At 58.6% G+C, this 24,719-nt stretch carries 17 protein-coding genes, 2 tRNA genes and 3 rRNA genes; 4 read left to right on the top strand and 18 right to left on the bottom strand.

The window, feature by feature from the left end; translation table 11 throughout:
• Positions 1–11: 11 nt before the first annotated feature.
• The gene (locus AC3IYG_RS04790; RefSeq protein WP_489312603.1) at positions 12–1,070 is read right to left on the bottom strand and encodes a DUF6160 family protein; all 1,059 of its coding nucleotides are present in this window, start codon (positions 1,068–1,070) and stop codon (positions 12–14) included.
• Positions 1,071–1,252: 182 nt separating this feature from the next.
• Positions 1,253–1,861: a hypothetical protein gene (locus AC3IYG_RS04785; RefSeq protein WP_489312602.1), complete on the bottom strand. Its 609-nt coding sequence runs from the start codon at positions 1,859–1,861 to the stop codon at positions 1,253–1,255.
• Positions 1,862–2,123: 262 nt separating this feature from the next.
• On the opposite strand from AC3IYG_RS04785, the gene mksB reads away from it, so the two are divergent.
• The 3 genes from mksB (at position 2,124) to mksF (ending at position 7,151) form a co-directional block, all read left to right on the top strand.
• Positions 2,124–3,362: an Mks condensin complex protein MksB gene (gene mksB, locus AC3IYG_RS04780; protein WP_489313839.1), complete on the top strand. Its 1,239-nt coding sequence runs from the start codon at positions 2,124–2,126 to the stop codon at positions 3,360–3,362.
• Between the two features lie 265 nt (positions 3,363–3,627).
• Positions 3,628–4,338: an Mks condensin complex protein MksE gene (mksE, locus tag AC3IYG_RS04775; RefSeq protein ID WP_489312601.1), complete on the top strand. Its 711-nt coding sequence runs from the start codon at positions 3,628–3,630 to the stop codon at positions 4,336–4,338.
• A complete protein-coding gene (mksF, locus tag AC3IYG_RS04770) occupies positions 4,335–7,151 on the top strand; it encodes an Mks condensin complex protein MksF (RefSeq protein WP_489312600.1) in 2,817 nt (938 codons plus the stop codon). The genes mksE and mksF overlap by 4 nt, the downstream gene beginning before the upstream one ends.
• Positions 7,152–7,242: 91 nt before the next feature.
• Here mksF and AC3IYG_RS04765 read toward each other — a convergent pair whose 3' ends face one another.
• The 14 genes from AC3IYG_RS04765 to AC3IYG_RS04700 form a co-directional block, all read right to left on the bottom strand.
• On the bottom strand, positions 7,243–9,543 hold the full coding sequence (locus AC3IYG_RS04765) for a PqiB family protein (RefSeq protein ID WP_489312599.1): 2,301 nt from the start codon (positions 9,541–9,543) through the stop codon (positions 7,243–7,245).
• Positions 9,536–10,159 carry a paraquat-inducible protein A gene (locus tag AC3IYG_RS04760; protein WP_489312598.1) on the bottom strand — a complete coding sequence of 208 codons (624 nt, stop codon included), beginning with the start codon at positions 10,157–10,159 and terminating at the stop codon, positions 9,536–9,538. Before AC3IYG_RS04760 ends, AC3IYG_RS04765 begins: the two co-directional genes overlap by 8 nt.
• Positions 10,146–10,805, bottom strand: coding sequence for a paraquat-inducible protein A (locus AC3IYG_RS04755; protein ID WP_489312597.1), 660 nt, complete (start codon positions 10,803–10,805; stop codon positions 10,146–10,148). The genes AC3IYG_RS04760 and AC3IYG_RS04755 overlap by 14 nt, the downstream gene beginning before the upstream one ends.
• 216 nt (positions 10,806–11,021) lie before the next feature.
• Positions 11,022–11,137: ribosomal RNA gene (gene rrf / locus AC3IYG_RS04750) — 5S ribosomal RNA — on the bottom strand.
• Positions 11,138–11,270: 133 nt separating this feature from the next.
• A 23S ribosomal RNA gene (locus tag AC3IYG_RS04745) occupies positions 11,271–14,160 on the bottom strand.
• A 239-nt stretch (positions 14,161–14,399) separates the two neighbouring features.
• A tRNA-Ala gene (locus AC3IYG_RS04740) sits at positions 14,400–14,475 on the bottom strand.
• A 23-nt stretch (positions 14,476–14,498) separates the two neighbouring features.
• Positions 14,499–14,575: transfer RNA gene (locus tag AC3IYG_RS04735), tRNA-Ile, on the bottom strand.
• Positions 14,576–14,703: 128 nt separating this feature from the next.
• Positions 14,704–16,242 (bottom strand): 16S ribosomal RNA (locus AC3IYG_RS04730).
• The 16S, 23S and 5S rRNA genes sit together here with 2 tRNA genes alongside, the layout of an rRNA operon.
• A gap of 567 nt (positions 16,243–16,809) precedes the next feature.
• Entirely contained in the window at positions 16,810–17,436 is a 627-nt protein-coding gene (gene msrQ, locus AC3IYG_RS04725; RefSeq protein ID WP_489312596.1) for a protein-methionine-sulfoxide reductase heme-binding subunit MsrQ, read from the bottom strand.
• Positions 17,436–18,443 (bottom strand): protein-methionine-sulfoxide reductase catalytic subunit MsrP, encoded by a 1,008-nt coding sequence (gene msrP / locus AC3IYG_RS04720; RefSeq protein ID WP_489312595.1) that lies wholly within the window; start codon positions 18,441–18,443, stop codon positions 17,436–17,438. The genes msrQ and msrP overlap by 1 nt, the downstream gene beginning before the upstream one ends.
• A gap of 65 nt (positions 18,444–18,508) precedes the next feature.
• On the bottom strand, positions 18,509–19,324 hold the full coding sequence (pssA, locus tag AC3IYG_RS04715; RefSeq protein ID WP_489312594.1) for a CDP-diacylglycerol--serine O-phosphatidyltransferase: 816 nt from the start codon (positions 19,322–19,324) through the stop codon (positions 18,509–18,511).
• Between the two features lie 152 nt (positions 19,325–19,476).
• Entirely contained in the window at positions 19,477–20,493 is a 1,017-nt protein-coding gene (gene ilvC, locus AC3IYG_RS04710) for a ketol-acid reductoisomerase (protein ID WP_489312592.1), read from the bottom strand.
• 47 nt (positions 20,494–20,540) lie between these two features.
• Positions 20,541–21,032, bottom strand: a complete 492-nt coding sequence (gene ilvN / locus AC3IYG_RS04705; RefSeq protein ID WP_108099957.1) for an acetolactate synthase small subunit — start codon at positions 21,030–21,032, stop codon at positions 20,541–20,543.
• Positions 21,033–21,034: 2 nt separating this feature from the next.
• Positions 21,035–22,759: an acetolactate synthase 3 large subunit gene (locus tag AC3IYG_RS04700; RefSeq protein WP_489312591.1), complete on the bottom strand. Its 1,725-nt coding sequence runs from the start codon at positions 22,757–22,759 to the stop codon at positions 21,035–21,037.
• 404 nt (positions 22,760–23,163) lie between these two features.
• Between AC3IYG_RS04700 and AC3IYG_RS04695 the strand changes: the two genes are divergently transcribed.
• Complete coding sequence (locus AC3IYG_RS04695) at positions 23,164–23,598, top strand: DUF4124 domain-containing protein (protein ID WP_489312590.1); 435 nt, start codon at positions 23,164–23,166, stop codon at positions 23,596–23,598.
• A gap of 60 nt (positions 23,599–23,658) precedes the next feature.
• On the opposite strand, the gene AC3IYG_RS04690 is transcribed toward AC3IYG_RS04695, so the two are convergent.
• Positions 23,659–23,988, bottom strand: coding sequence for a YqcC family protein (locus AC3IYG_RS04690; protein ID WP_489312589.1), 330 nt, complete (start codon positions 23,986–23,988; stop codon positions 23,659–23,661).
• The gene (locus tag AC3IYG_RS04685; RefSeq protein ID WP_489312587.1) at positions 23,988–24,713 is read right to left on the bottom strand and encodes a tetratricopeptide repeat protein; all 726 of its coding nucleotides are present in this window, start codon (positions 24,711–24,713) and stop codon (positions 23,988–23,990) included. The genes AC3IYG_RS04690 and AC3IYG_RS04685 overlap by 1 nt, the downstream gene beginning before the upstream one ends.
• Positions 24,714–24,719 lie beyond the last annotated feature (6 nt).

The following is a 24,719-nucleotide window of genomic DNA, read 5'->3' as shown; positions in this document are numbered from 1 at the left end:
GCGGATCATGCTCAGCACCCGGCCGTGGCGGTGCCGAGGCAGGTGTCCTGCCGCGGAATACCGTTGAAGGCCTGATCGAAATCGATATTGATCGGCGCGACCATGTTGCCGTTGGCGTCGCGGTACTTGGGCATGTTCATGAAGGCGCCTTTGAGGGCCGTCATAAAGGCATTGCTGTCCATGTCGCGCCAGGCTACATCCTGGCTCTGCATGGAAATGAAGAAGCCCTTGGCCGCGCCCTCGATGGCCGCGGTATTGGCCACATCGCTAACCCCCAGGTTGCCGACGGGCAGCGACTGGAAATTGCTGAGCGGGAAGCAGGTGGCGATCGACAGCACTTCACAACCATTGGACTTGAACAGGCTCAGCAGCGCATCCGACAGCCCACCGAGGTTGCAACCGCTGACACAACTCAGGGCCTGGCCGTTCTCCATCCCGGCGTTGGTGCCACGCACCGGATCCGCCACGCCACCGCCGGTGACCAGGGAGGCATCCGCCTGCAACTTCGTACTGCGCGTCACCCCGGCGAGCCCGAGCAAGAACTGCTCCCAACCGGAGGCTTGGTCATACACCGCACCGGCAGTCCCTTCGATATGCACGGGGATACTCCCCGTCAGGCTCTGGATGTCACCAGACAACATGCCCTTGGCCTCGCCAAAACCAATGCGCACCCCAACCACCTTGTTGCCGGAATAGGCGAGTTCAAGGAATGGGTTGGCAATCTTGAAGACGTTGATCGAGTCATCGGCATTCACGGTGCCGAGGGCGAAGTTGTTGATCAGAATATCGGAGGAACCGGCAACCTCGCCCGGTCGCGTAGTCGCATCGTTGTACTGACCCAATTGCAGCTTTTTCATGTTCAGCTGGGTATCGACGTTCACGCCGAAATTGACCCGGGTGTAGTTGATGCCCGCGTTGCTGTCGGTGGTCAGGTTGATGAACGCCTGCCCGGTGACTTCCGACAACTCGTTATCGGCCAGCGCCTCCAGCTTGGCCTGGGCAGTACCCGCCAGCAGGCAGGCGCAGCAGACGGCCAGGGCGCATTGGGCGAGGCGAAAGGTCGGGCGCATGGCAATTTCCTTATTCTTGTAGCGGCCGAGCCCAGCAGGCTCGAACCCTTGTCGCCACTATAAGAAGCTCAGGAGAGGAAAGGCCCGACCCATAGTCGAGAAAACAGCGCCAATGAGTTGCCTGTCGCGTGGGCGACAGCCGTGGACTGTTACCCAAGGTCACACTGGCGTAACGCCAGGCGTCAGCGCTGGCGAAACATCCCGATCAGGTGATCGGCGATGGCAGCTTTGATCGCGTCGATGCTTAGCTGGGAGTTGCGCGCCAGCTTGCCGGGGTTGATCCGGTGCAGGTGCAACGATGGCATGCGCGCCTCGTACTCGCGCAGGTCGCCCTTGGTCAGCACCGGCAAAAAGCACTCGCCCCGGGCCTGATAACGCTGGATCAGCAGCCTGAGCCCATCCTGGAACGGCAGTTCCTTGGAGGCGACCAGCCGGTGCTCGCCCGGCACCTTCATGTACAGCCCGCTGTAGCCCATGGTCTCTCCCGGCAGGATATGAATCCCGGTCGGCTCCACGGCATCCGCCGGAATGTCATTGAAAGTGTCATGCCAGGCCTGTTCGTCCGGCAGGATGGTGATGCTGCCCTCCGGCGTTTCAGGCACCACGAAGCTGTAGTTGCTGTAGAGCTTTTCAACGTAACTGGAGTAGATGCACAGGCGATTTTCGAAGCGCAGCAGAAAGGCGATCGCTTCACGGTGGTCGGTGATCGCGTCCAGGTCCCAGTCAAGGTCACTCTGACGTTGCAGCTCGGCCCAACGGGCTTCGGCATAAGCGGCGGTAGTGGTGGACATGGGCTCGCTCTGAATCCGGTTTGCGTGCCCTCCCTATCGCAGAAAACATGCCAAGCGATTCAGTCACTTGAATCAACACCCGCGCGACTAAAACTGACATGAGAAACGCTTGGGCCAGTCGCAAACTGCCCTGTTTGGTCACTTTGACACCCGCCACGCGGCCAGCCCGGAGGCTCAATAGCGTCCTTTGATCAGTTGAGGATGAATCGAGCCAAGGCGCATGCAGTACAATCGCGACTTTTGCGAAAAAGTCCGAATTGCGATGATCGAACCCAAGCGCGTATTGCGTGTACTCGCCGAACACTGGACGTTGCTCGAGCCGCTGTGCGAGCGCTTCGACCAAGGCACCATGAGCCTGATCGAATTGCGCGGCCAGCTCGGCGTGCAGTTGGCGCAAAGCACCCCGGCGGACATCACCGGCCTGCTCGACACCTGGATCCGTCTGGATATCCTGGTGCCGGTGGCGAAAAGCCCGAACCGTTTCGAACTGAACGCGCAGATCCACGACTTCCTCGCCTACCTGCGACGCGAGCACCGGCTGGGTCTGTGCCTGGAAATCGAAGCCTACCTGCGCCATCTGGAACGCTTGGCCGGCTATATCCAGGATGCCTTCGAGATCCGCGATGCCAGCGACCTGGCGCGTCAGCTGCGGCTGCTGGATATGCGCGTGCGCGACGTGCTGAAGAAACTGGCCAACGACGAACAGGCGCTGGTCGGCGTGGCCGAGCGGGCCAAGACCAGCGACCGGCAGATCCCGCTGCGCCAGCGTTATGCCGAAGTGCTGGCGACCTGGGATGAATATGTCGAGCCGATGATCCAACTGGTGAATGCCGACGGCGCCTTCGAGCAAGGCGTGCGACGGGTCGAGCAGGTGCTGCTGAAACTGCTCAGCGACCAGCAGCGCCTGGGCCAACTGGTGGATGACGACCTGCTGCTGCGCACCCACGCGCGCATTCTGGAAATGCAGACCACCGCCCAGCTGACCCTGCGCCGCGCCCGCGAACTGCTGTTGCCGCTGCGCGAGGAAGCACGGCGACACAACGCCGTCACCCGTGGCGCCGCGCTGGCCCTGGCGGCGATCCGGCGTAAAGGTCTAGATGGTGTACCGCAAGCCGCGCTGCCGCTGTTCACCCGACCACAAAGCACCTTCCTCGGCAGTACCAGCCAGGTCGAAGCCTACGTCTATGCACTGGCGCGCTTCGAGCCGAAGCCGACCCAGTTCCCGAAAGCCAGCGGCACCCGCAAAGGCGAACCGCCACAGGCGCCGCGCACCGCGCGGGAAATGCTCGAACGCTGCCAGAGCGCTTTGCCGATGCCGGACCTGATGGTCTGGCTGCTGGAGCAGGAACCGGAGGGCGCGACCGACGAGCTGCTCTACTGGTTCTCGCGACTGTCGCGCGACAGCCGTTTCCAACGCGAGCGCCTGCAGCGCCGCGACTACCTCACCGCCGAGCATCAGGTCAGCCTGTGCTCTTTCGCCCTGGCGGGGACGACGCCGTGAGTCCAAACGTAAGCCTATCGACCTACCGCGATCGGCCCCTTCTCTCGCTTGCGGGAGACGACTGCATGGATGCAGGAGGTAGGGCGCCGCAGGATGCCAAAGCCGAGGGTTCGGGAGAGGGCCGCTTCAACACCGGGCCGCCCGCCGCCCTCTCCCCCAGCCCCTCGCCCATACATGGGAGAGGGGAGAAAAGCTGCATAGGGTGGACGACGCTTTATCCGTCCACCATTAGCGAATCCAGAGCGAATGCCTGCGAGCGAGTTGCATGAATATTGATCTCTCCGAACTGAGCCTTCTGGCACCGATCTTCCGCGAGCTGTTCAAGGGCTACCACGTCAGCCGCCGCGACGCCGAGCTCTACAGCCAGCTGTCGAACCTGCAGGACCAATACCGTGCGCTGTTCAAGGCCCTGGGCTTCGAGCTGGTCTGCGACAGCCGCGGCTTCTACTACTTCGTCCCCGAACAGATGGGCGCGCAGGTCAACAAGACCGCCCAGCGCCTGGCATTGTTCACCTTCATTCTGGTCGAACATCTCGCCGACCAGGGCCGCGACCCGCTGGCCGTGCTGGATGGCGGCAGCCTCGGCCGTGACGAACTGCCGCCGCTGCTGGAGAAATACCGCGACCTGTTCCTCCAGGCCGAAGTGCAGACCCAGGAAGAGCTGGAAGAAAAGGTCATGCGGCGCATGACGCAACTGGGCTTCGCCGGCGAGGAAAATGGTATCTACCGCTTCCTGCCGCCGATGCACCGCTTCCTCGACGTCTGCCTGTCCGTGCAGCAGGACCGCGACCTCGCCGCCAGCCTGCACAGCGTGCTGCCCTTGCCCACTCCGGTATTGCTGGATGACGACAGCGGCGACGAAATACTGCTGATCGACAGCGACGAAACCGAAACCGATGCAGCCGGCGAGTCCGAAGAACAGGCGCTGGCTCGCGCCATGGCCGAAGAACGCGCCCAACAGGAGGTTGAAGCATGAGTCAGGAACGCTATGGCATCCGCCGCTTCGCACTGCTCAATACCGCCGGTTACAGCCTCGGCCTGTTCCCGTTGGAACAACCGCTGTCGGTGTACGGCGCCAACAACCTGGGCAAGAGCGCCTCGATCAACGCCCTGCAGTTCCCGATTCTGGCGCGCATGTCGGACATGAGCTTCGGCAAATACAGCCTGGAACAGTCGCGCAAATTCTATTTCGCCAGCGACACCAGCTACATCCTGGTGGAAGTCGCCCTGCCCCACGGCCCCCATGTAATAGGGGTGGCCGGGCGCGGCCCGGGCGGTGGTTTCGGTCACCAGTTCTTCGCTTATGCCGGTGAACTGCAGCTGGGCCACTACCAGAAAAACGGCACCTGCCTGCGCCAACGCGAGCTGTTTGCCAACCTCGAACGCGAAAACATCAAGGCCTACGAGCTGAAACCGGAAGAGCTGCGACGCCTGCTGGTCGGCGGGCATACCTCGATTCCGCTGGATCTGACCCTGATCCCGCTGCGCTCCACCAGCGAGCAAAGCCTGAAGACCTTCCGCGCGCTGTTCATCAACCTGCTGCACATGCGTGAAATCACCGCGGCCAAGCTCAAGCAGCTGTTCCTCGATGCCTTCGAGCACAGCCTGCGTTCCGGCAGCGTCGACTACATCGCCGCCTGCGAAGAAGCCTTCCGCGATGTACGGCGCATGGAGCAAGACTACCAATCGTTGGTCGCCGCCGGCCCGCTGGTCGAGGCCCTGGCCGCCGGCGTGGCCCAGCGTGAGCTGCTGCGCGGCAAACTGCACCGCATCTCGCCGCTGCTCGACTCCCTGCTCGGCACCTGGCAGGACTACGCCGGCGCGCGCCGCGAGGAACTGCTGATCCAGGCCGAACACTACCGCGCCGAACAGGATGGCCTGCAGCACGAACAACGCGGCGGCACCCAGGAGCTGATGCGCCTGGAGCGCGAAATCAGCGAGATCCAGCGCTGGCTCGGCGAGCTCTCGGCACTGAAGAACCGCTTCGCCCTGGTGGACAATCCGCAAGTGCTGGAACAGCAATTGCTGGCCGCCAAGGATGCCCACGACGAACTGGCCGGCGCCCTGGCGCAATCCCGGCAGTTCTCCGCCGAAGACCTCGATGAACGCCTGCGCGACCTGGAAAAACGCCTGAAGTCGGTGAAGCAACAGCTCGAACACGCCGACAACAACAGCTACGCCCGCCTGCGCGAGGAGTTCACCCAGCAGGACGTGGAACGCCTGATGCGCCTGTTCAACGGCGCGCTGTTCAGCCTGCCGCTCGGCGAACACGGCATTACCCTGGACGACAACAGCGCCTGGGTGAAATCCCTCGAAGCGGTGCTGGATGGCTTCAAGGGCGAGCGCTTCGAAGTGCCTGGGCTGTCCATCGACCTCTCGCACATCGAGCCGCCCGCCTTGCAAGCATTGGCCGATCGGGCTGCGCTGCGCGACCAGAAAGAGCGCCTGGAAAAAGAGCTGAAACAACTGAAGACCCAACAAGCCGTCGCCGCCGACCGCGCTGCCAGCAAAGCCCAGACCGAAACGCTGTATCAGCAGGTGTTGGACGCGCAGAAAGCCCTGGAAGACTTCCGCCGCAGCCAGACTCTGACGGTCGAGGAGCCGGCTAAGCTCGAACAGCTAGCCCAACTGGAAGCCGCGCAGGACGAACTCAAACGCTCCAGTGATGCCTTCACCGAACGGGTCCAGCAGATTTCCGCCAAGCTGCAATTGGTTGGCCGGCAACTGGCCGACCTGGAAGCCAAGGAGCGCACCTTGGAAGACTCCCTGCGCCGTCGTCAGTTGCTGCCGGCAGACCTGCCATTCGGCACGCCGTTTATGGACCCGGTCGACGACTCGCTGGAGAACCTGCTACCGCTGCTCAACGATTATCAGGATGCCTGGCAAAGCCTGCAGCGCATTGACGGCCAGATCGACGCGCTGTACGCGCAAATCCGCCTCAAGGGCGTAGCCAAGTTCGATAGCGAAGACGATGTCGAACGCCGCCTGCACCTGCTTATCAACGCTTATGCACACCGCCAGGACGAAGCGTTGACCCTCGGCAAGGCGCGCCGCGCCGCAGTCACCGATATCGCCCGGACCCTGCGCAATATCCGCAGCGACTACGACAACCTGGAACACCAGTTGGCGCTGTTCAACCGCGAAATCAACCGTCGCCAGGTCTCCAACCTGGAGAGCTTTCGTATCGTCCTCGCGCCGAACAAAGACGCGCTCAAGCACATCGACCAGATCATCCACAGTGCCGGCCAGTACGAGGAAGGCGAGACGCTCTCGGTGTTCGACCTCAACCAGTCGGCCGATCAGGATGTGAAGAACGAGGAAGCCAAGGAATACCTAGCTCGGCTAGTGGCGGCCAACCACAACCAGTTGGGCTTGAAGGACCTGTTCGAACTGGCCTTCGAGATCACCAAAGTCGGCGGCCAGCCAGTGGTTCACACCGATATCGACGGTGCCGCCTCCAACGGCACGACCATGACCATCAAGGCGCTGACCAACATGTACCTGTTGCTGCACCTGATGGATCGCGAGCAGGCAGGGCGGATTCGCTTACCCTATTACCTCGACGAAGCCGCGGATATCGATGAGCGCAACCAACAGGCACTGATCGAAACCAGCCTGCAACTGGGCTTCGTGCCGATCCTCGCCAGCGTCAAACCGCAGGTCTGCGCCCATGTGGCGATCGACCTGGAAGGCGGCAGCGGGCCGAACGGTATCTATATCGATGAGGCCGACTGGAAATACATCCGCCGCCATGAGAACAAGCCAGAACCTGTTGCCGAACCGGCCTGAAGCCATCACGGGGTAAACCTGTTTACTCGCTGGCAAAACGCCAAGGGCCGCAGAGGCGGCCCTTGGCGTTTATGGCTGTGGCGGCGCGGGCTTACTTACCCAGGGCGATCTTCGGCGCCCACATCAACCACTCTTCATTCGCCTCATCAAACAGCGCGAAGGTTTGCTCAGGTTTCGCCGGGCCGCCCATCTGCTCGCCTTCCGGGGTAGCGAACGCGATCCCGCCCTCGATCAGCGTCTCCAGCGACTCGGTGCGCACCTTCACGCCCTTGAACAGCCCGGCGTCCACCCCTATGCCACTGGAATTCCAGAAGCGGCTGCCGCCGCGCACCAACGTGGCATAGCGCGGCTCGATGAGGATATGGATCAGTACCCGGTCGGCCGTGGCGCCAAGCTCGAAGCCCGTCACCTTGCCGACCGCCACCTCGCGGTAGGTCACCGGCACACCCGGCTTGATCGAACCGCGGCGAGGCGCGCTGAGAACCAGGCTCAGGCCTTTCTCCTGCTCTGCGGCTGACGGCGGCTGCTCCAGAGCGATAAAGCGGGTTTGCGGCGCTCCGGGTCTGGCGGCAGGTTGCACTTGCAAGTATTGGCCGCTGACCAGGGTTTCAAGATTCGCCGTGCGCGCCAAACCGAGCTCCGGCTTCACCACCCAGAACTGCGTACCGGCACGCGCCACCCGCTCGGAGCCATCGGTGATGCGCGCATGCAGCAACACCGCCTGCATGTCCTCGGTCAGCTCAACGGTTTCCACCTTGCCGATATCCAGGCCTTTGTAGCGGATCGGCGAACCAGGACGCAGGCCGTCGCCACTGTCGACACGAATCTGCACGCTAACGCCCTGTTGCAATGCACTGTCGCGGTCAGGATGCAGGCTGAAACGCTGCACCCGCTTGGTAGCCGGAGCCTTGGGATCGGGCGTCTCGAAGGAGATGCCGCCGGCCAACAGGCTCTGCAGTGACTCGCTTTTCACCGTAACGCCCGACAACCCCCCCGTCAGGGTGATGCCGCTGGCGTTCCAGAAGCGTGTCGAGTTGTTCACCAGGTTGGCGTACTCCGGCTCGATATGCACACCCAGGGCCACTTGCTTGCGATCACGGGAAAGCTGGAAACTCTGCACCGATCCGACTTTGATCTGCTTATAGAGAATCGGACTGCCAACCTCCAATGAACCCAGGGCATCGCTGAACAGCACCAGGTGCAGCCCCGCGGCGCTCAGGTCCAGCGGCGGCGCCTTGGCCCGGGCAGTGAACTCACGTGCCGGCGCTGCACCCTTGTCGCCGGGGCGCACAGCGATGTAGTTACCTTTGACCAAGGCTTCCAGCCCAGTGATCCCAGCCAGCGAGATCGAGGGCTTGACCAGCCAGAACTCGGTGCCCTCGACCAGATAATCTTCCGTGCGCGGATCGAGCGCCAATTCCGCCGAAGCGCTGCTCAGATCATCGTTGACCTTGATGGCCTTCAGGCTGCCTACCTGAGTACCCTTGTACATCACCGGCGTGCGGCCCGCCTGCAGGCCTTCGAAATCCGTCAGTTTGACCTGCACCTTGATGCCCACTTGCGCGGCATCGAAGTCTTCGTAAAGGCGGAACGGCAGGCTCGGATCGGTCGGCGGGCTGTCTTTGCGGTGCTCCGGCGTGGCGAAGGCGATCCCGCCGGCAACCACGCTGGCGAGCGATTCGCTGTGCACCTTGAAGCCCGACAGGTCGGCGTTGACCGTGATCCCGCTGGCATTCCAAAACCGCGTGTGTTTGCGCACCAGAGGCGCATACAACGGCTCGATGAACACTTTGACCTCAACGGTACTCTGGTCCGCTGCCAGCTCATAACTCTTCACCCAACCGACCTTGATCTGCTTGTAGAACACCGGGCTGTCGCGATTCAGCGAGCCCAACCGATCGGCCTTGAGGATCAGGTGCAAGCCGGGCACCGTGTCGGCGAGTGGTGGTGCCTCAGTGAGTGCGGTGTACTTGCGCATCGGCTCGCCATCACTGGGGCTCACGGCGATGTAGTTGCCGGACACCAGGGTTTCCAGGCCAGTCACCCCAGCCAGGGTCACGCTCGGCTTCACCAGCCAGAAATGTGTATTGCCTCTCAGGTACCCCTGGACCTCCTTGTTCATCTCAACCGTGGCGATCACGCTGCGCTTCTCGCCGGTTTCTTCCAGGGCCAGGGCCTTGACCTTGCCAATGGGCATGCCCTTGAAGATCACCTCGGTCTTGCCAGCCTGAATGCCATCGCCAGTGGCAAAAGCGATCTGAATATCGATCCCAGCCTGGTCGTAGGCACGCCATGCCAGCCAACCGCCTATCAGCAACGCAATCAATGGCAAGATCCAGATGGCAGACCAATTGGAGGCTGGGCGGGTTTTCGCCGTTGGCAGGTCACTCATAGTCATCATCCGATTCCGTGTTATCCCAAATCAAGCGCGGGTCAAAAGTCAGGGCGGCCAGCATGGTCAACACCACTACACTGGCAAAGGCTGCAGCGCCAAGGCCTGGCGTAATGGTCGCCAGACTTCCGAAATTCACCAACGCAACCAGGATCGCGATGACGAATACATCCAGCATCGACCAGCGACCAATCCACTCGATAAAGCGGTACATGAGAATCCGCTGGCGCGGCGACATCGGTAAGTGCCGTTGCACCGAGTAGAGCAACATGGCGATGCCCACCAATTTGAAAGTCGGCACCAGAATACTGGCGACGAACACGACCGCCGCGATCGGCCACATACCGAACTGCACCAAGGTGATCACACCCGACATGATAGTGTCCGGTTCGCCCTTGCCTAATGAACTCACGGTCATAATCGGCAGCACGTTGGCCGGTATGTACAGAATGGCGGAAGTGAGCAGCAACGCCCAGGTACGTACCAGGCTGTTCGGCCGACGCCCATGCACCACGCCACCACAGCGGCTACAGAACTGCTTGGCACAATCCGGCTCCTGCCTGTTCAGTTGATGGCACTCATGGCAAATCAGGATGCCTGCATCAATGGCCCGCATGAGCATCCTCTCCCGATAAAGCTTCCCAGACCTGATGCGGCGACATCGTCACATCCAGCCAAATCTGCAATAAGAGCAAACCAATGAAACACGCCAGGCCGAACCCCAGGCTGAGATCGGCGAGGTCAATCAGTTTGACGATCGACACCAGGGTGCCCATCAGATAAACCTCAAGCATCCCCCACGCCCTGAGATGGTGGTAGATGCGGTAGAGCAGCAAGCCATAACTGCGACCGATGTCCCAGCGAATACTCAGCAGCACCGCAAACTGACACAAAAGCTTCAACAGCGGGACCCCCATGCTGCAGAGGAACACCACCACCGCGATGCCCTGCATACCGGAGCCGTACAAGCCCAGCACGCCGCTCCAGACGGTTTCCTGAGAGGTCTGTCCGAGCAAATTGAGTTGCATGATCGGCTGGAAGTTCGCCGGGATATAAAGCAGCAAAGCGGCTATGACCAAGGCCATGCTGCGCCGCACCATCTGATGACGATTCATGTACAACTCATAGCCACAGCGAGGGCACTCAGCACGCTCACCGCTCTGCAACCGCGGCTTGAGCATCAGCAGGTCGCATTCGTGGCAGGCCACCAGCGCTTCCAGGGGTAACTCAGTCAATCCACGCGAGGCGGCCGGATCTGGCATAGACAAGGGCTCTGGGGCGGTTTGCGCTCATTTTAAACGAGCCTAAGGTAAATTAGCGTAAAACTGTTTTGTTATCGTTACAGAACACTATAGAAGAGTAAGGCTTGGCTCGCGGATAAAGGCCAGCAAGCCCAGCGGTCCAAAATCCCCTGGGCTTTTTCCGGCGCAAAGACAAACCCCCCACCCGCTTGCGCGGATGGGGGGTTTGGAATTTAAGCTTGACGATGACCTACTCTCACATGGGGAGACCCCACACTACCATCGGCGATGCGTCGTTTCACTACTGAGTTCGGGATGGGATCAGGTGGTTCCAACGCTCTATGGTCGTCAAGCAATTCGGGTGGAGTGTCGCTTTCGCGCTACTCCAAATTGGGTCTGTGATAGATCGTATTTCGCGAGTTCGACGAACTTTCGGTATCGTCTTCACACTCATCAATTTGCCTAAGCAAATTGCTTGGGTGTTATATGGTCAAGCCTCACGGGCAATTAGTATGGGTTAGCTCAACGCCTCACAGCGCTTACACACCCCACCTATCAACGTCGTAGTCTTCGACGGCCCTTTAGGGAACTCAAGGTTCCAGTGAGATCTCATCTTGAGGCTAGTTTCCCGCTTAGATGCTTTCAGCGGTTATCTATTCCGAACATAGCTACCCGGCGATGCCACTGGCGTGACAACCGGAACACCAGAGGTTCGTCCACTCCGGTCCTCTCGTACTAGGAGCAGCCCCTCTCAAATCTCAAACGTCCACGGCAGATAGGGACCGAACTGTCTCACGACGTTCTAAACCCAGCTCGCGTACCACTTTAAATGGCGAACAGCCATACCCTTGGGACCGGCTTCAGCCCCAGGATGTGATGAGCCGACATCGAGGTGCCAAACACCGCCGTCGATATGAACTCTTGGGCGGTATCAGCCTGTTATCCCCGGAGTACCTTTTATCCGTTGAGCGATGGCCCTTCCATACAGAACCACCGGATCACTAAGACCTACTTTCGTACCTGCTCGACGTGTCTGTCTCGCAGTCAAGCGCGCTTTTGCCTTTATACTCTACGACCGATTTCCGACCGGTCTGAGCGCACCTTCGTACTCCTCCGTTACTCTTTAGGAGGAGACCGCCCCAGTCAAACTACCCACCATACACTGTCCTCGATCCGGATAACGGACCTGAGTTAGAACCTCAAAGTTGCCAGGGTGGTATTTCAAGGTTGGCTCCACGCAGACTGGCGTCCACGCTTCAAAGCCTCCCACCTATCCTACACAAGCAAATTCAAAGTCCAGTGCAAAGCTATAGTAAAGGTTCACGGGGTCTTTCCGTCTAGCCGCGGATACACTGCATCTTCACAGCGATTTCAATTTCACTGAGTCTCGGGTGGAGACAGCGCCGCCATCGTTACGCCATTCGTGCAGGTCGGAACTTACCCGACAAGGAATTTCGCTACCTTAGGACCGTTATAGTTACGGCCGCCGTTTACCGGGGCTTCGATCAAGAGCTTCGCGTTAGCTAACCCCATCAATTAACCTTCCGGCACCGGGCAGGCGTCACACCCTATACGTCCACTTTCGTGTTTGCAGAGTGCTGTGTTTTTAATAAACAGTCGCAGCGGCCTGGTATCTTCGACCGGCATGAGCTTACGGAGCAAGTCCTTCACCCTCACCGGCGCACCTTCTCCCGAAGTTACGGTGCCATTTTGCCTAGTTCCTTCACCCGAGTTCTCTCAAGCGCCTTGGTATTCTCTACCCAACCACCTGTGTCGGTTTGGGGTACGGTTCCTAGTTATCTGAAGCTTAGAGGCTTTTCTTGGAAGCATGGCATCAACCACTTCGCGCTCTAATGAGCACTCGTCATCAGTTCTCAGCCTTAACCGCCCGGATTTACCTAAGCAGTCAGCCTACAACCTTAAACTTGGACAACCAACGCCAAGCTGGCCTAGCCTTCTCCGTCCCCCCATCGCAATAACTAGAAGTACAGGAATATTAACCTGTTTTCCATCGACTACGCTTTTCAGCCTCGCCTTAGGGACCGACTAACCCTGCGTCGATTAACGTTGCGCAGGAAACCTTGGTCTTTCGGCGTGGGTGTTTTTCACACCCATTGTCGTTACTCATGTCAGCATTCGCACTTCTGATACCTCCAGCAAGCTTCTCAACTCACCTTCACAGGCTTACAGAACGCTCCTCTACCGCATCACCTAAGTGATACCCGTAGCTTCGGTGTCTAGTTTGAGCCCCGTTAAATCTTCCGCGCAGGCCGACTCGACTAGTGAGCTATTACGCTTTCTTTAAAGGGTGGCTGCTTCTAAGCCAACCTCCTAGCTGTCTAAGCCTTCCCACATCGTTTCCCACTTAACTAGAACTTTGGGACCTTAGCTGACGGTCTGGGTTGTTTCCCTTTTCACGACGGACGTTAGCACCCGCCGTGTGTCTCCCGTGCTCGCACTTGTTGGTATTCGGAGTTTGCATCGGTTTGGTAAGTCGGGATGACCCCCTAGCCGAAACAGTGCTCTACCCCCAACAGTGATACACGAGGCGCTACCTAAATAGCTTTCGAGGAGAACCAGCTATCTCCGAGCTTGATTAGCCTTTCACTCCGATCCACAGGTCATCCGCTAACTTTTCAACGGTAGTCGGTTCGGTCCTCCAGTTAGTGTTACCCAACCTTCAACCTGCCCATGGATAGATCGCCCGGTTTCGGGTCTATTCCCAGCGACTAAACGCCCTATTAAGACTCGCTTTCGCTACGCCTCCCCTATTCGGTTAAGCTCGCCACTGAAAATAAGTCGCTGACCCATTATACAAAAGGTACGCAGTCACCCAACAAAGTGGGCTCCCACTGCTTGTACGCATACGGTTTCAGGATCTATTTCACTCCCCTCTCCGGGGTTCTTTTCGCCTTTCCCTCACGGTACTAGTTCACTATCGGTCAGTCAGTAGTATTTAGCCTTGGAGGATGGTCCCCCCATATTCAGACAAAGTTTCTCGTGCTCCGTCCTACTCGATTTCATGACTAAGAGATTTTCGCGTACAGGGCTATCACCCACTATGGCCGCACTTTCCAGAGCGTTCCGCTAATCTCAAAGCCACTTAAGGGCTAGTCCCCGTTCGCTCGCCACTACTAAGGGAATCTCGGTTGATTTCTTTTCCTCCGGGTACTTAGATGTTTCAGTTCCCCGGGTTCGCTTCTTACGCCTATGTATTCAGCGCAAGATACCTAACTTATGTTAGGTGGGTTCCCCCATTCAGAAATTTCCGGATCAATGTCTGTTTGCCGACTCCCCGAAACTTATCGCAGGCTACCACGTCTTTCATCGCCTCTGACTGCCAAGGCATCCACCGTATGCGCTTCTTCACTTGACCATATAACCCCAAGCAATCTGGTTATACTATGAAGACGACATTCGCCGAAAATTCGCAATAAACTCGCAAATTTTACCTTAGCCTGATCACACCCCAGTGAAAAGGGTGACCAGTCTATTCTTTCTATCACATACCCAAATTTTTAAAGAACGATTAATACTTTCTAGTCAAAGACCAGAATTCAATATTCCAACCTCGCGGCGAATACTCAATTCTGAACTCTCTCAAGCAAGTCGTCGTGGTGGAGCCAAACGGGATCGAACCGTTGACCTCCTGCGTGCAAGGCAGGCGCTCTCCCAGCTGAGCTATGGCCCCTACTGAGGCTTTTCCACAACAATTGGTGGGTCTGGGCAGATTCGAACTGCCGACCTCACCCTTATCAGGGGTGCGCTCTAACCAACTGAGCTACAGACCCAATTGTTCGGGCTACTAGGCTGACAACTCTTACCTGATCCTCCCCTTCCAGCAGGGACGACCCAATCGTCTTTCGCAATGAATCAAGCAATTCGTGTGGGAGCTTATAAGGAAGCTGATGTCGTCGATTAAGGAGGTGATCCAGCCGCAGGTTCCCCTACGGCTACCTTGTTACGACTTCACCCCAGTCATGAATCACACCGTGGTAACCGTCCCCCTTGCGGTTAGACTAGCTACTTCTGGTGCAACCCACTCCCATGGTGTGACGGGCGGTGTGTACAAGGCCCGGGAACGTATTCACCGTGACATTCTGATTCACGATTACTAGCGATTCCGACTTCACGCAGTCGAGTTGCAGACTGCGATCCGGACTACGATCGGTTTTATGGGATTAGCTCCACCTCGCGGCTTGGCAACCCTTTGTACCGACCATTGTAGCACGTGTGTAGCCCTGGCCGTAAGGGCCATGATGACTTGACGTCATCCCCACCTTCCTCCGGTTTGTCACCGGCAGTCTCCTTAGAGTGCCCACCATAACGTGCTGGTAACTAAGGACAAGGGTTGCGCTCGTTACGGGACTTAACCCAACATCTCACGACACGAGCTGACGACAGCCATGCAGCACCTGTGTTCGAGTTCCCGAAGGCACTTCCGCATCTCTGCAGAATTCTCGACATGTCAAGGCCAGGTAAGGTTCTTCGCGTTGCTTCGAATTAAACCACATGCTCCACCGCTTGTGCGGGCCCCCGTCAATTCATTTGAGTTTTAACCTTGCGGCCGTACTCCCCAGGCGGTCGACTTAATGCGTTAGCTGCGCCACTAAGAGCTCAAGGCTCCCAACGGCTAGTCGACATCGTTTACGGCGTGGACTACCAGGGTATCTAATCCTGTTTGCTCCCCACGCTTTCGCACCTCAGTGTCAGTATCAGTCCAGGTGGTCGCCTTCGCCACTGGTGTTCCTTCCTATATCTACGCATTTCACCGCTACACAGGAAATTCCACCACCCTCTACCATACTCTAGCTGGCCAGTTTTGGATGCAGTTCCCAGGTTGAGCCCGGGGATTTCACATTCAACTTAACCAACCACCTACGCGCGCTTTACGCCCAGTAATTCCGATTAACGCTTGCACCCTCTGTATTACCGCGGCTGCTGGCACAGAGTTAGCCGGTGCTTATTCTGTCGGTAACGTCAAAACAGCAAGATATTAGCTTACTGCCCTTCCTCCCAACTTAAAGTGCTTTACAATCCGAAGACCTTCTTCACACACGCGGCATGGCTGGATCAGGCTTTCGCCCATTGTCCAATATTCCCCACTGCTGCCTCCCGTAGGAGTCTGGACCGTGTCTCAGTTCCAGTGTGACTGATCATCCTCTCAGACCAGTTACGGATCGTCGCCTTGGTAGGCCTTTACCCTACCAACTAGCTAATCCGACCTAGGCTCATCTAATAGCGTGAGGTCCGAAGATCCCCCACTTTCTCCCGTAGGACGTATGCGGTATTAGCGTCCGTTTCCGAACGTTATCCCCCACTACTAGGCAGATTCCTAGGCATTACTCACCCGTCCGCCGCTCGCCACCAGGTACAAGTACCCGTGCTGCCGCTCGACTTGCATGTGTTAGGCCTGCCGCCAGCGTTCAATCTGAGCCATGATCAAACTCTTCAGTTCAAACATCTTTGGGTTTTGAGAAAACCCTAAACTTGGCTCAGCAATCGCAAATTGCTTTATTTAAAAAGCTAAACTCTTTGAATTCACGAAGAGTTACTTGTGACGCTGATAATCAGTTGACTATCAGTCTTACCTCACAAGCACCCACACGAATTGCTTGATTCAGTTGTTAAAGAACAGGTGGTTAAGTCTTTCGTCTCAACCGAGGCGCGCATTCTACAGCAGCCTCTCAATCTGTCAAGCGGTTATTTCAACGAAGTTTCAAAATTTCTTGATCAACTTCAACCACTTGCGCTTACGATCAACCGGAGCTTCTCGTCAGCGGGAGGCGAATTCTACAGCGTTTCAAACCGCTGTCAACCACCTCGTTCAACCGCTTTCGATCCCTCCAGGAGACCCACCAACAAGGCTCAACCACCACCTTGTCAGCCCGGCGCATTCTACGCGGTTTTCACCGCTTTGCAACCCCTCTTTTAAAGCTAACTTCTTGTTATCTAAGAAGTTTTCCGAGAGGCTTGCGCCGTAAGAGGTGCGCATTATAGGCCCAGCAAATTAACCGTCAAGCGCTTATTGAAACCTTTTTGTCATTTTTATCGAAGCCTTCGGCGAAAGCCTGGGAATCCGCGCTGCAAGGGCCGGTATTCGCAGCATAAGCAGAAGTGCGCCGGAGACCGCATACCACAGCCACTCCTGCAGATCCGCGCGCACTACCCAAAGCATGTGCAGCAGCACCAGCCCCAAAATCAGGTAAACCAAGCGATGCAGTGCTTTCCAGCGCTTGCCCAACTTACGAACACTAAAGCGGTTAGAGGTGACGGCCAGGGCAAGCAAGCCGATAAAGGCCAACGCGCCCACAAAGATGTATGGCCGTTTGCGCAAATCAATCAGCAATTGCGCGCCATCCAAGCCCAGAATGAACACTGCATAGGACGACAGGTGAAGCACGGCATAGGTGAAACACCACAACCCCAGCTGGCGCCGCACAGCGATCCAGCCACCCCAGCCCGTAAAACGCTGCAAAGGGGTCATTCCCAGGGTGATCAATAGCAACGTCAAGGCGCCCAGCCCCAGACGATCGACCAAAACCTTGCCGGGATCGGCGCCAAGGGCGAACGTCCACGCTTGATACAACCAGAGCAACGGCGGCACTAGCGCCAGACTGAAAACCGCAATTCGCCAAAGCCGGTAGCGCATTAGTAGTTAGTCCGCAGATCGAGCCCGCTGTAGAGACTTGCGACTTCGTCATAGCCATTGAACAGGCGCGTAGGCATGACATTGGGGCTGAACAGGCTGCTGGGCAGACGGCGCTCATGGGCCTGGGTCCAACGCGGGTGATCCACGGCCGGATTGACGTTGGCATAGAAGCCATACTCATCTGGCGCCAAGGCTTGCCAGGTGTTCTTCGGCTGCTCGCTGGTCAGGCTGATACGGACAATCGACTTGATGCTCTTGAAGCCGTACTTCCAAGGCACCACCAGACGCAAGGGCGCACCGTTCTGGTTAGGCAATACCCGCCCATACATGCCCACGGCAAGAATGGCCAAGGGATGCATCGCCTCATCCAGACGCAGCCCTTCCACATAAGGCCAGTCGATCAGCGAAAAGCTCGAGCGCTGTCCTACCATGCGCTCCTTATCGACAATGGTTTCAAAGCGCACGAACCTGGCCTGACTGGTGGGTTCGACCTGCTTGAGCAGATCCCCCAAGGAAAAGCCCAGCCACGGGATGACCATGGACCAGGCCTCGACACAGCGCAGCCGATAAATACGCTCTTCGAGTTGTAGCGGCTTGAACAGATCATCCAGCGAGTAGCGACCTGGCTTCGCCACCTCACCATCGACCATCACAGTCCAGGGTTCAGGCTTGAATTGCCCGGCATTGCGCGCTGGGTCACCCTTATCGGGCCCGAACTCGTAGAAGTTGTTGTAGTGGGTGGCGTCTTGGAATGGCGTCAGCGCCTCATCTGCGGCGGTGACCGCTTGCCAGTGAGTACCCGCCAGCTTCTGCTCGAACCAGGCCGGTGCGGTTGCAGACTCGACATTGGCATAGCGGGACACTTCGGCCCGGGCACTGCCAGGCAAGGCAAAGGTAGCGGCCAGGCCACCCGCGGCAGCCATGAGACTGCGGCGCGACAGATAGACCGATTCGGGCGTGATCTCGGATTCACGAGACGAGGAAGCGGGAGGGATCTTGATCAGCATGCTGGCTCCGCGGCTATTTAGGTGACTGATGCGCCAATAGACCGCGGAGCCAGGAGGAAATTACATCAGTCGACGGTTTTGCGGCGACGCAATTGCAACAGATATTGCACCGGCCCAGAAGCCGCATAGGCGAGGAAGATCAGCAGCAGGATACGCGGCGGGTCACTGAAAACCACCGCAAACACCAGCACCACCGCGAGGATCGCCACGAACGGCACGCGCCCCTTGAGATCGAGATCCTTGAAGCTGTGGTACTTGATGTTGCTGACCATCAACATGCCAGCACCCGCGACCAACAAGGCGATCACAAAGGACATGTTGGAGCCTTTGATCCCGAAGTCGCTGAACGCCCAGACGGTTCCCGCCACTACGCCCGCAGCAGCCGGACTCGCCAAACCGATGAAGAAACGCTTGTCGGCCGTGCCCACCTGAGTATTGAAGCGTGCGAGGCGCAAGGCCGCACCGGCGACATAGATGAACGCCACCATCCAGCCAACCTTGCCCATGCTGCCCAGCGCCCACTCGAACGCCAGCAATGCCGGCGCCACACCGAACGCCACCATGTCCGACAACGAATCGTACTCGGCGCCAAAGGCGCTCTGGGTATTGGTCAGGCGCGCGACCCGGCCATCCAGGCTATCGAGCACCATGGCGACGAAAACCGTAGCCGCGGCCACATAGAAATTGCCGTTCACGGCATTGATGATGGAGTAGAAGCCGGCGAACAGATTGGCGGTGGTAAACAGGTTGGGCAGCAGATAGATTCCGCGATGCCGGACCTTGCGACCTTCGGCATCATGCCCTTCTTCAACATGCTCATCGATTGGCAGCATGCTCTCTGCATCGGAGGCCGTATTCGGCTCCTCGGGACGTTCGTTCATGAACAATACCTTGCAACGGTTCGGATAGATTTCGACAAAGTTGGCGATTGGGGGTTCATTACCCTCCCCCAGCCATACTGGCTTTATACCAGAAGCACTGGCGCAGAATGAAAAAACGCGGCCGTGGCCGCGTTTTTCTCACATCGCAGACCTTAGTTCTTGGTCTTGTCGACGATCTTGTTGGCGGCGATCCACGGCATCATGGAACGCAGCTGCTCACCAATCACTTCGATGCCGTGGGCGGCGTTGTTACGGCGCTTGGCGGTCATCGATGGGTAGTTGGTCGCGCCTTCGCTGATGAACATCTTGGCGTACTCGCCGTCCTGGATGCGCTTGAGTGCATTGCGCATGGCCTGACGGGATTCGGCGTTGATGATTTCCGGACCGGTCACGTATTCGCCGTATTCGGCGTTGTTGGAGATCGAGTAGTTCATGTTGGCGATACCGCCTTCGTACATGAGGTCAACGATCAGCTTCAGTTCGTGCAGGCACTCGAAGTAGGCCATTTCCGGCGCATAGCCAGCTTCAACCAGGGTATCGAAACCGGCCTTGACCAGTTCAACGGTACCGCCACACAAAACGGCCTGTTCGCCGAACAGGTCGGTTTCGGTCTCGTCCTTGAACGTGGTTTCGATGATACCGGTACGGCCGCCGCCAACGCCCGAAGCGTAGGACAGGGCAACGTTCTTGGCGTTGCCGGAAGCATCCTGGTAGATCGCGATCAGGTCAGGGATACCGCCGCCTTTGACGAACTCGGAACGCACGGTGTGACCCGGCGCTTTCGGCGCGATCATGATCACGTCGAGGTCGGCACGCGGCACGACTTGGTTGTAGTGGATCGCGAAACCGTGGGAGAAGGCCAGGGTGGCGCCCTTCTTCAGGTTCGGCTCGACTTCGTTCTTGTACAGCTGCGACTGGAACTCGTCCGGAGTCAGGATCATGACCAGGTCGGCGGCAGCAACGGCGGATGGCACGTCAGTCACTTTCAGGCCATGGGCTTGGGCCTTGGCGACAGTGGCCGAACCCGGGCGCAGACCAACGGTCACGTCGACACCGGAATCTTTCAGGTTGCAGGCCTGGGCGTGACCCTGGGAGCCGTAACCGATGATGGCGACTTTTTTGCCCTGGATGATCGAAAGGTCGCAATCTTTATCGTAAAAAACTTTCATGAATTTCCCCTGTTTACTGAGGCCGCTCGGGCCGCTCGCTAAATGTTTTAGATGCTCAGCACTTTGTCGCCACGGGCGATACCGGTGACGCCACTGCGTACGGTTTCCAGGATCGAGCTGGTGCCCACGGCCTGGATGAAACTGTCCAGCTTATCGCTGGTTCCCGCGAGCTGGATGGTATAGACGCTACTGGTAACGTCGACGATCTGCCCACGGAAGATGTCGGTGGTGCGCTTGATCTCGGCGCGCTGGGCACCGGTGGCCTTGACCTTGACCAGCATCAACTCACGCTCGATGTGCGCACTTTCCGACAGGTTCACCAGCTTGACCACTTCGATCAGCTTGTTGAGGTTCTTGGTGATCTGCTCGATCACCTCATCGTGACCCACGGTGGTCAACGTCAGGCGCGACAGGGTCGGGTCTTCGGTCGGTGCCACGGTCAGGCTTTCGATGTTGTAGTTGCGCTGCGAGAACAGACCGACCACACGGGACAATGCGCCTGGCTCGTTTTCCAGCAGCAGGGAGATGATATGTCGCATGTTCAGGTCCGCTCCGTCTTGCTCAGCCACATGTCACGCATGGCGCCATCTTTGATCTGCATCGGGTAAACGTGCTCGCTGGTGTCTACCTGAATATCGAGGAATACCAGGCGATCTTTCATTGCGAAGGCTTCTTCCAGCTTCGGCTTCAGATCTTTCAGCTCGGTGATGCGCATGCCGACATGGCCATAGGCTTCAGCCAATTTAACGAAATCCGGTAGCGACTCCATATAGGAATGCGAGTGACGGCTGCCGTAGTTCATGTCCTGCCACTGGCGAACCATGCCCAAGGCACCGTTGTTGAGGTTGACGATCTTCACCGGCAGGTCGTACTGCAGGCAGGTCGACAACTCCTGGATGTTCATCTGGATGCTGCCCTCGCCCGTCACACAGGCAACGTCGGCATCCGGGAAATTCAACTTGACGCCCATGGCCGCCGGGAAACCGAAGCCCATGGTGCCCAGGCCGCCGGAGTTGATCCAACGATTAGGTTTGTTGAAGCGGTAGTACTGCGCCGCGAACATCTGGTGCTGGCCCACATCGGAAGTGACGAAGGCATCGCCATGGGTCACTTCGCTGAGGGTTTCGATTACCGTCTGCGGCTTGATGATGCTGCCGTCGCCCTTGTCATAAGGGAAGGTGCCGCGTCCGGTGCGCCACTCATCGACTTGTTTCCACCAACTGGCCACGGCCTCCTTGTTCGGGGTTTCGCCGATTTCCTTGAGGATCGCGACCATCTCGGTCAACACGCTCTCCACCGGGCCCACGATCGGCACGTCGGCTTTGATGGTCTTGGAGATCGAGGCCGGGTCGATATCGATATGGATGATCTTGGCGTTCGGGCAGAACTTGGTGGCGCCGTTGATGACACGGTCATCGAAGCGCGCGCCGACGGCGAGAATCACATCGGCATGGTGCATCGCCAGGTTGGCGGTATAGCTGCCGTGCATGCCGAGCATGCCGAGGAACTGGCGATCGGTGCCTGGATAGCCACCGAGGCCCATCAGGGTGTTGGTCACAGGCAGATTCAGCATCTGCGCCAACTCGGTCAGCGGCGCCGCAGCACCACCCATGATCACACCGCCACCCGAATACATGATCGGGCGCTTGGCCGCCAGCAGCATCTCGGCCGCCTTGCGGATCTGCCCCGAATGGCCGCGCAAGGCTGGGCTGTAAGAGCGCAGCTTGGCTTTCTTCGGGTAGACGTATTCGAACTTCTCGGCCGGGTTGGTCATGTCCTTCGGAATATCGACCACTACCGGGCCTGGACGGCCGGACTGGGCGATATAAAAGGCTTTTTTCAGGACTTCCGGAATTTCCGACGGATGCTTGATCATGAAGCTGTGCTTCACGATAGGCCGGGAGATGCCGATCATGTCGGTCTCCTGGAACGCATCGGTGCCGACCATATTGCTTGGTACCTGACCCGAGAGCACGACCATCGGGATCGAGTCCATGTAAGCGGTGGCAATCCCGGTAATGGCGTTGGTCGCACCAGGACCGGAGGTCACCAGCACGACGCCGGCTTTACCGGTGGCGCGGGCATAACCGTCAGCCATATGGGTCGCGGCCTGTTCGTGACGAACCAGGATGTGGGTCACTTCCGGCTCTTTGAACAAGGCATCGTAAATATGCAGGAGGGCACCACCCGGGTACCCGTAGATATGCTTAACGCCTTCGTCACGCAAAAAGCGGACGACCATTTCAGCGCCAGATAAAAGCTCCACGTTGTTCACCTCTAAAACGCCAGATAACCGCCCACAGCGGGACGGTCTGAATAGGTTTACTGCCAAGCAGAGCATGAGCGACGGTGGTCGCCGACTACGTCAGCTACTACTGAGCAAGTATTGGGAACGCCCCAAAGTGTTGCGGAGCTTTCCCACCCAGCGCGAGGTAACGCGTTGCGGGTGAAACAGGTCGGCGCGGGTATGCGCCTCATGTCTACTGAGCTAAAGCCTGCTTGCGGCGGACTCCACTACAGCGAACGTTGAATTGTTCGGATTAGGCGCCTGCAAGTCAAGTCATCCGTAGCGGATTCTTCAATCTGTTGCTGTGATGCAGCGCAGGATGACGAGTGGCGACTTTTGGTTATAGTAGTGTCAGGTTCAGCAGCTAACAGAAAGGACACAGCATGCGACGCATGATTCTTACGGGCAGTTTGTTGCTCGCCCTGAGCGCCACCGCCATGGCGAGCCAAGTCTACAAATGGGTCGACGCACAAGGCATTACCCACTTCGGTGCGCAACCACCGCAGGGCCAGGAGGCCACCTCGATCAACACCGTCACCGCACCGCCAAAAGCGCCCGCACCGACAGCCATGCCCACGCCCGACAGCAGCGGCGACGCGGCACAGAAGGCGATCGATGAGAAAGTCAAAAAGGATGTGGCCACCCAGGAAGCCGAGCGCAATAAGTATTGCGAGGGCGTGCGCACGAACCTGGCTCAGCTGCAGAACAATCCGCGGCTACGCACAGAGGTCGATGGCGAAACCCGTCGGCTGAGCGAAGAAGAGCGCCAGAGCCGGATCACCGAAAGTGAAAAGGCCATCACCGAAAACTGCCTGTAATCCGCTCGCGGTACAACCCCGAGCCGCACCGCCTCAGCGACACGGCCTGGGCAGCCCCACCTAGGCCGCCCCGCCGATCAGGCGATCGAAATCTCCCAGTAGTTGCAACAAGGTCTTGGCCTGCACCGCGCGGGTGCTGTAGACCACCTCGGCCATCGCCTGGATACCCGAGGCATTGGGCAGCGGCAAGCCATGCTCCACGATCGCTTTCATTCGCGGCAGAAACACCCACTGCAGCCATTCCTCGAACTCCAGGCTATCGACGCAGAACGGTTGCTCACTGGCCAAGGCTTCAGCACCGGGCGGTGTGGTCGCCCACCAACCTTGCAGGCGCAGTTCGCGCTCGATCAGCAGCAACTGCTCGGCCAGTAATGGCAGGCGCTCGTCCATCAGAGATTGACCCGGGCTCGCTCGCGAGCCTGCGTCGCACCCACCGTATTGCCCTGCCGCTCACGCGCTTGGGCAATCAGCCCCCACAGGCTCGCCTGCAAGGCTGGACGACCGTTGGCATAAGTCAGACCGCGCTGGGCGAACTGCTCCGCTTGCGCGGCGTCGCCTTGAGCCAGCCGCACCTCTGCCAAGCGGTAGAGCACCTGCGGTTCGCGAGGAGCTATGCGTTGCGCGCGCTCCAAGCTGGAGGAGGCGCCGTTCAAGTCACCATTGGTCTGCTGCTGCTGAGCGGTAGTGAGCAGTGCCAAGACCGGCCCATCGAGCTGCTCATCCGCCGCCAAACCGCCAGCGGAAGGAATCCCGCTGGGCAGCACCGGGGTTGGCGCCGTATAACCACCACTGCTCATCGGCGCGGTACTGATGGGCCCGGAAGTAATAGGCGCACTGGCACTGGAACCACTCAACGGCGCGCCGGCTGCCGGGAAGGTCTGAAGTGGCGCAGAGCTGCGGCCGCCCCCTGGCACCATCACCACCACGCCCGAGTCCTGAGGCACCGCCTGGGTTTGCACAGGGCTTGGGCGGTAAGTACCGTTGCCACCGGCTGCCGGTCTGGCGGCCGACAGCGGCGCACCGGAGTCAACGACCGGAATATCGCCGCGCGGCACACTGGCACAACCCGTCAGCAGGGTTGTAGCCACTAACGCTGGAATCAACCACTTATTCACTGAGCA

The organism is Pseudomonas sp. KH_027 (genome assembly GCF_057838565.1).
Note: the sequence above shows the minus strand (reverse complement) of the source record. Positions and strands in the feature narration are given on the sequence as shown.

Coding starts and splice junctions, on each gene's coding strand:
- ilvN (WP_108099957.1), bottom strand. CDS start 21,032: ATGCGACATATCATCTCCCTGCTGCTGGAAAACGAGCCAGGCGCATTG.
- mksE (WP_489312601.1), top strand. CDS start 3,628: ATGAATATTGATCTCTCCGAACTGAGCCTTCTGGCACCGATCTTCCGC.
- AC3IYG_RS04760 (WP_489312598.1), bottom strand. CDS start 10,159: ATGCGGGCCATTGATGCAGGCATCCTGATTTGCCATGAGTGCCATCAA.
- AC3IYG_RS04755 (WP_489312597.1), bottom strand. CDS start 10,805: ATGCCAGATCCGGCCGCCTCGCGTGGATTGACTGAGTTACCCCTGGAA.
- pssA (WP_489312594.1), bottom strand. CDS start 19,324: ATGAACGAACGTCCCGAGGAGCCGAATACGGCCTCCGATGCAGAGAGC.
- mksB (WP_489313839.1), top strand. CDS start 2,124: ATGATCGAACCCAAGCGCGTATTGCGTGTACTCGCCGAACACTGGACG.
- AC3IYG_RS04690 (WP_489312589.1), bottom strand. CDS start 23,988: ATGGACGAGCGCCTGCCATTACTGGCCGAGCAGTTGCTGCTGATCGAG.
- AC3IYG_RS04765 (WP_489312599.1), bottom strand. CDS start 9,543: ATGAGTGACCTGCCAACGGCGAAAACCCGCCCAGCCTCCAATTGGTCT.
- AC3IYG_RS04785 (WP_489312602.1), bottom strand. CDS start 1,861: ATGTCCACCACTACCGCCGCTTATGCCGAAGCCCGTTGGGCCGAGCTG.
- AC3IYG_RS04790 (WP_489312603.1), bottom strand. CDS start 1,070: ATGCGCCCGACCTTTCGCCTCGCCCAATGCGCCCTGGCCGTCTGCTGC.
- msrP (WP_489312595.1), bottom strand. CDS start 18,443: ATGCTGATCAAGATCCCTCCCGCTTCCTCGTCTCGTGAATCCGAGATC.
- msrQ (WP_489312596.1), bottom strand. CDS start 17,436: ATGCGCTACCGGCTTTGGCGAATTGCGGTTTTCAGTCTGGCGCTAGTG.
- ilvC (WP_489312592.1), bottom strand. CDS start 20,493: ATGAAAGTTTTTTACGATAAAGATTGCGACCTTTCGATCATCCAGGGC.
- mksF (WP_489312600.1), top strand. CDS start 4,335: ATGAGTCAGGAACGCTATGGCATCCGCCGCTTCGCACTGCTCAATACC.
- AC3IYG_RS04695 (WP_489312590.1), top strand. CDS start 23,164: ATGCGACGCATGATTCTTACGGGCAGTTTGTTGCTCGCCCTGAGCGCC.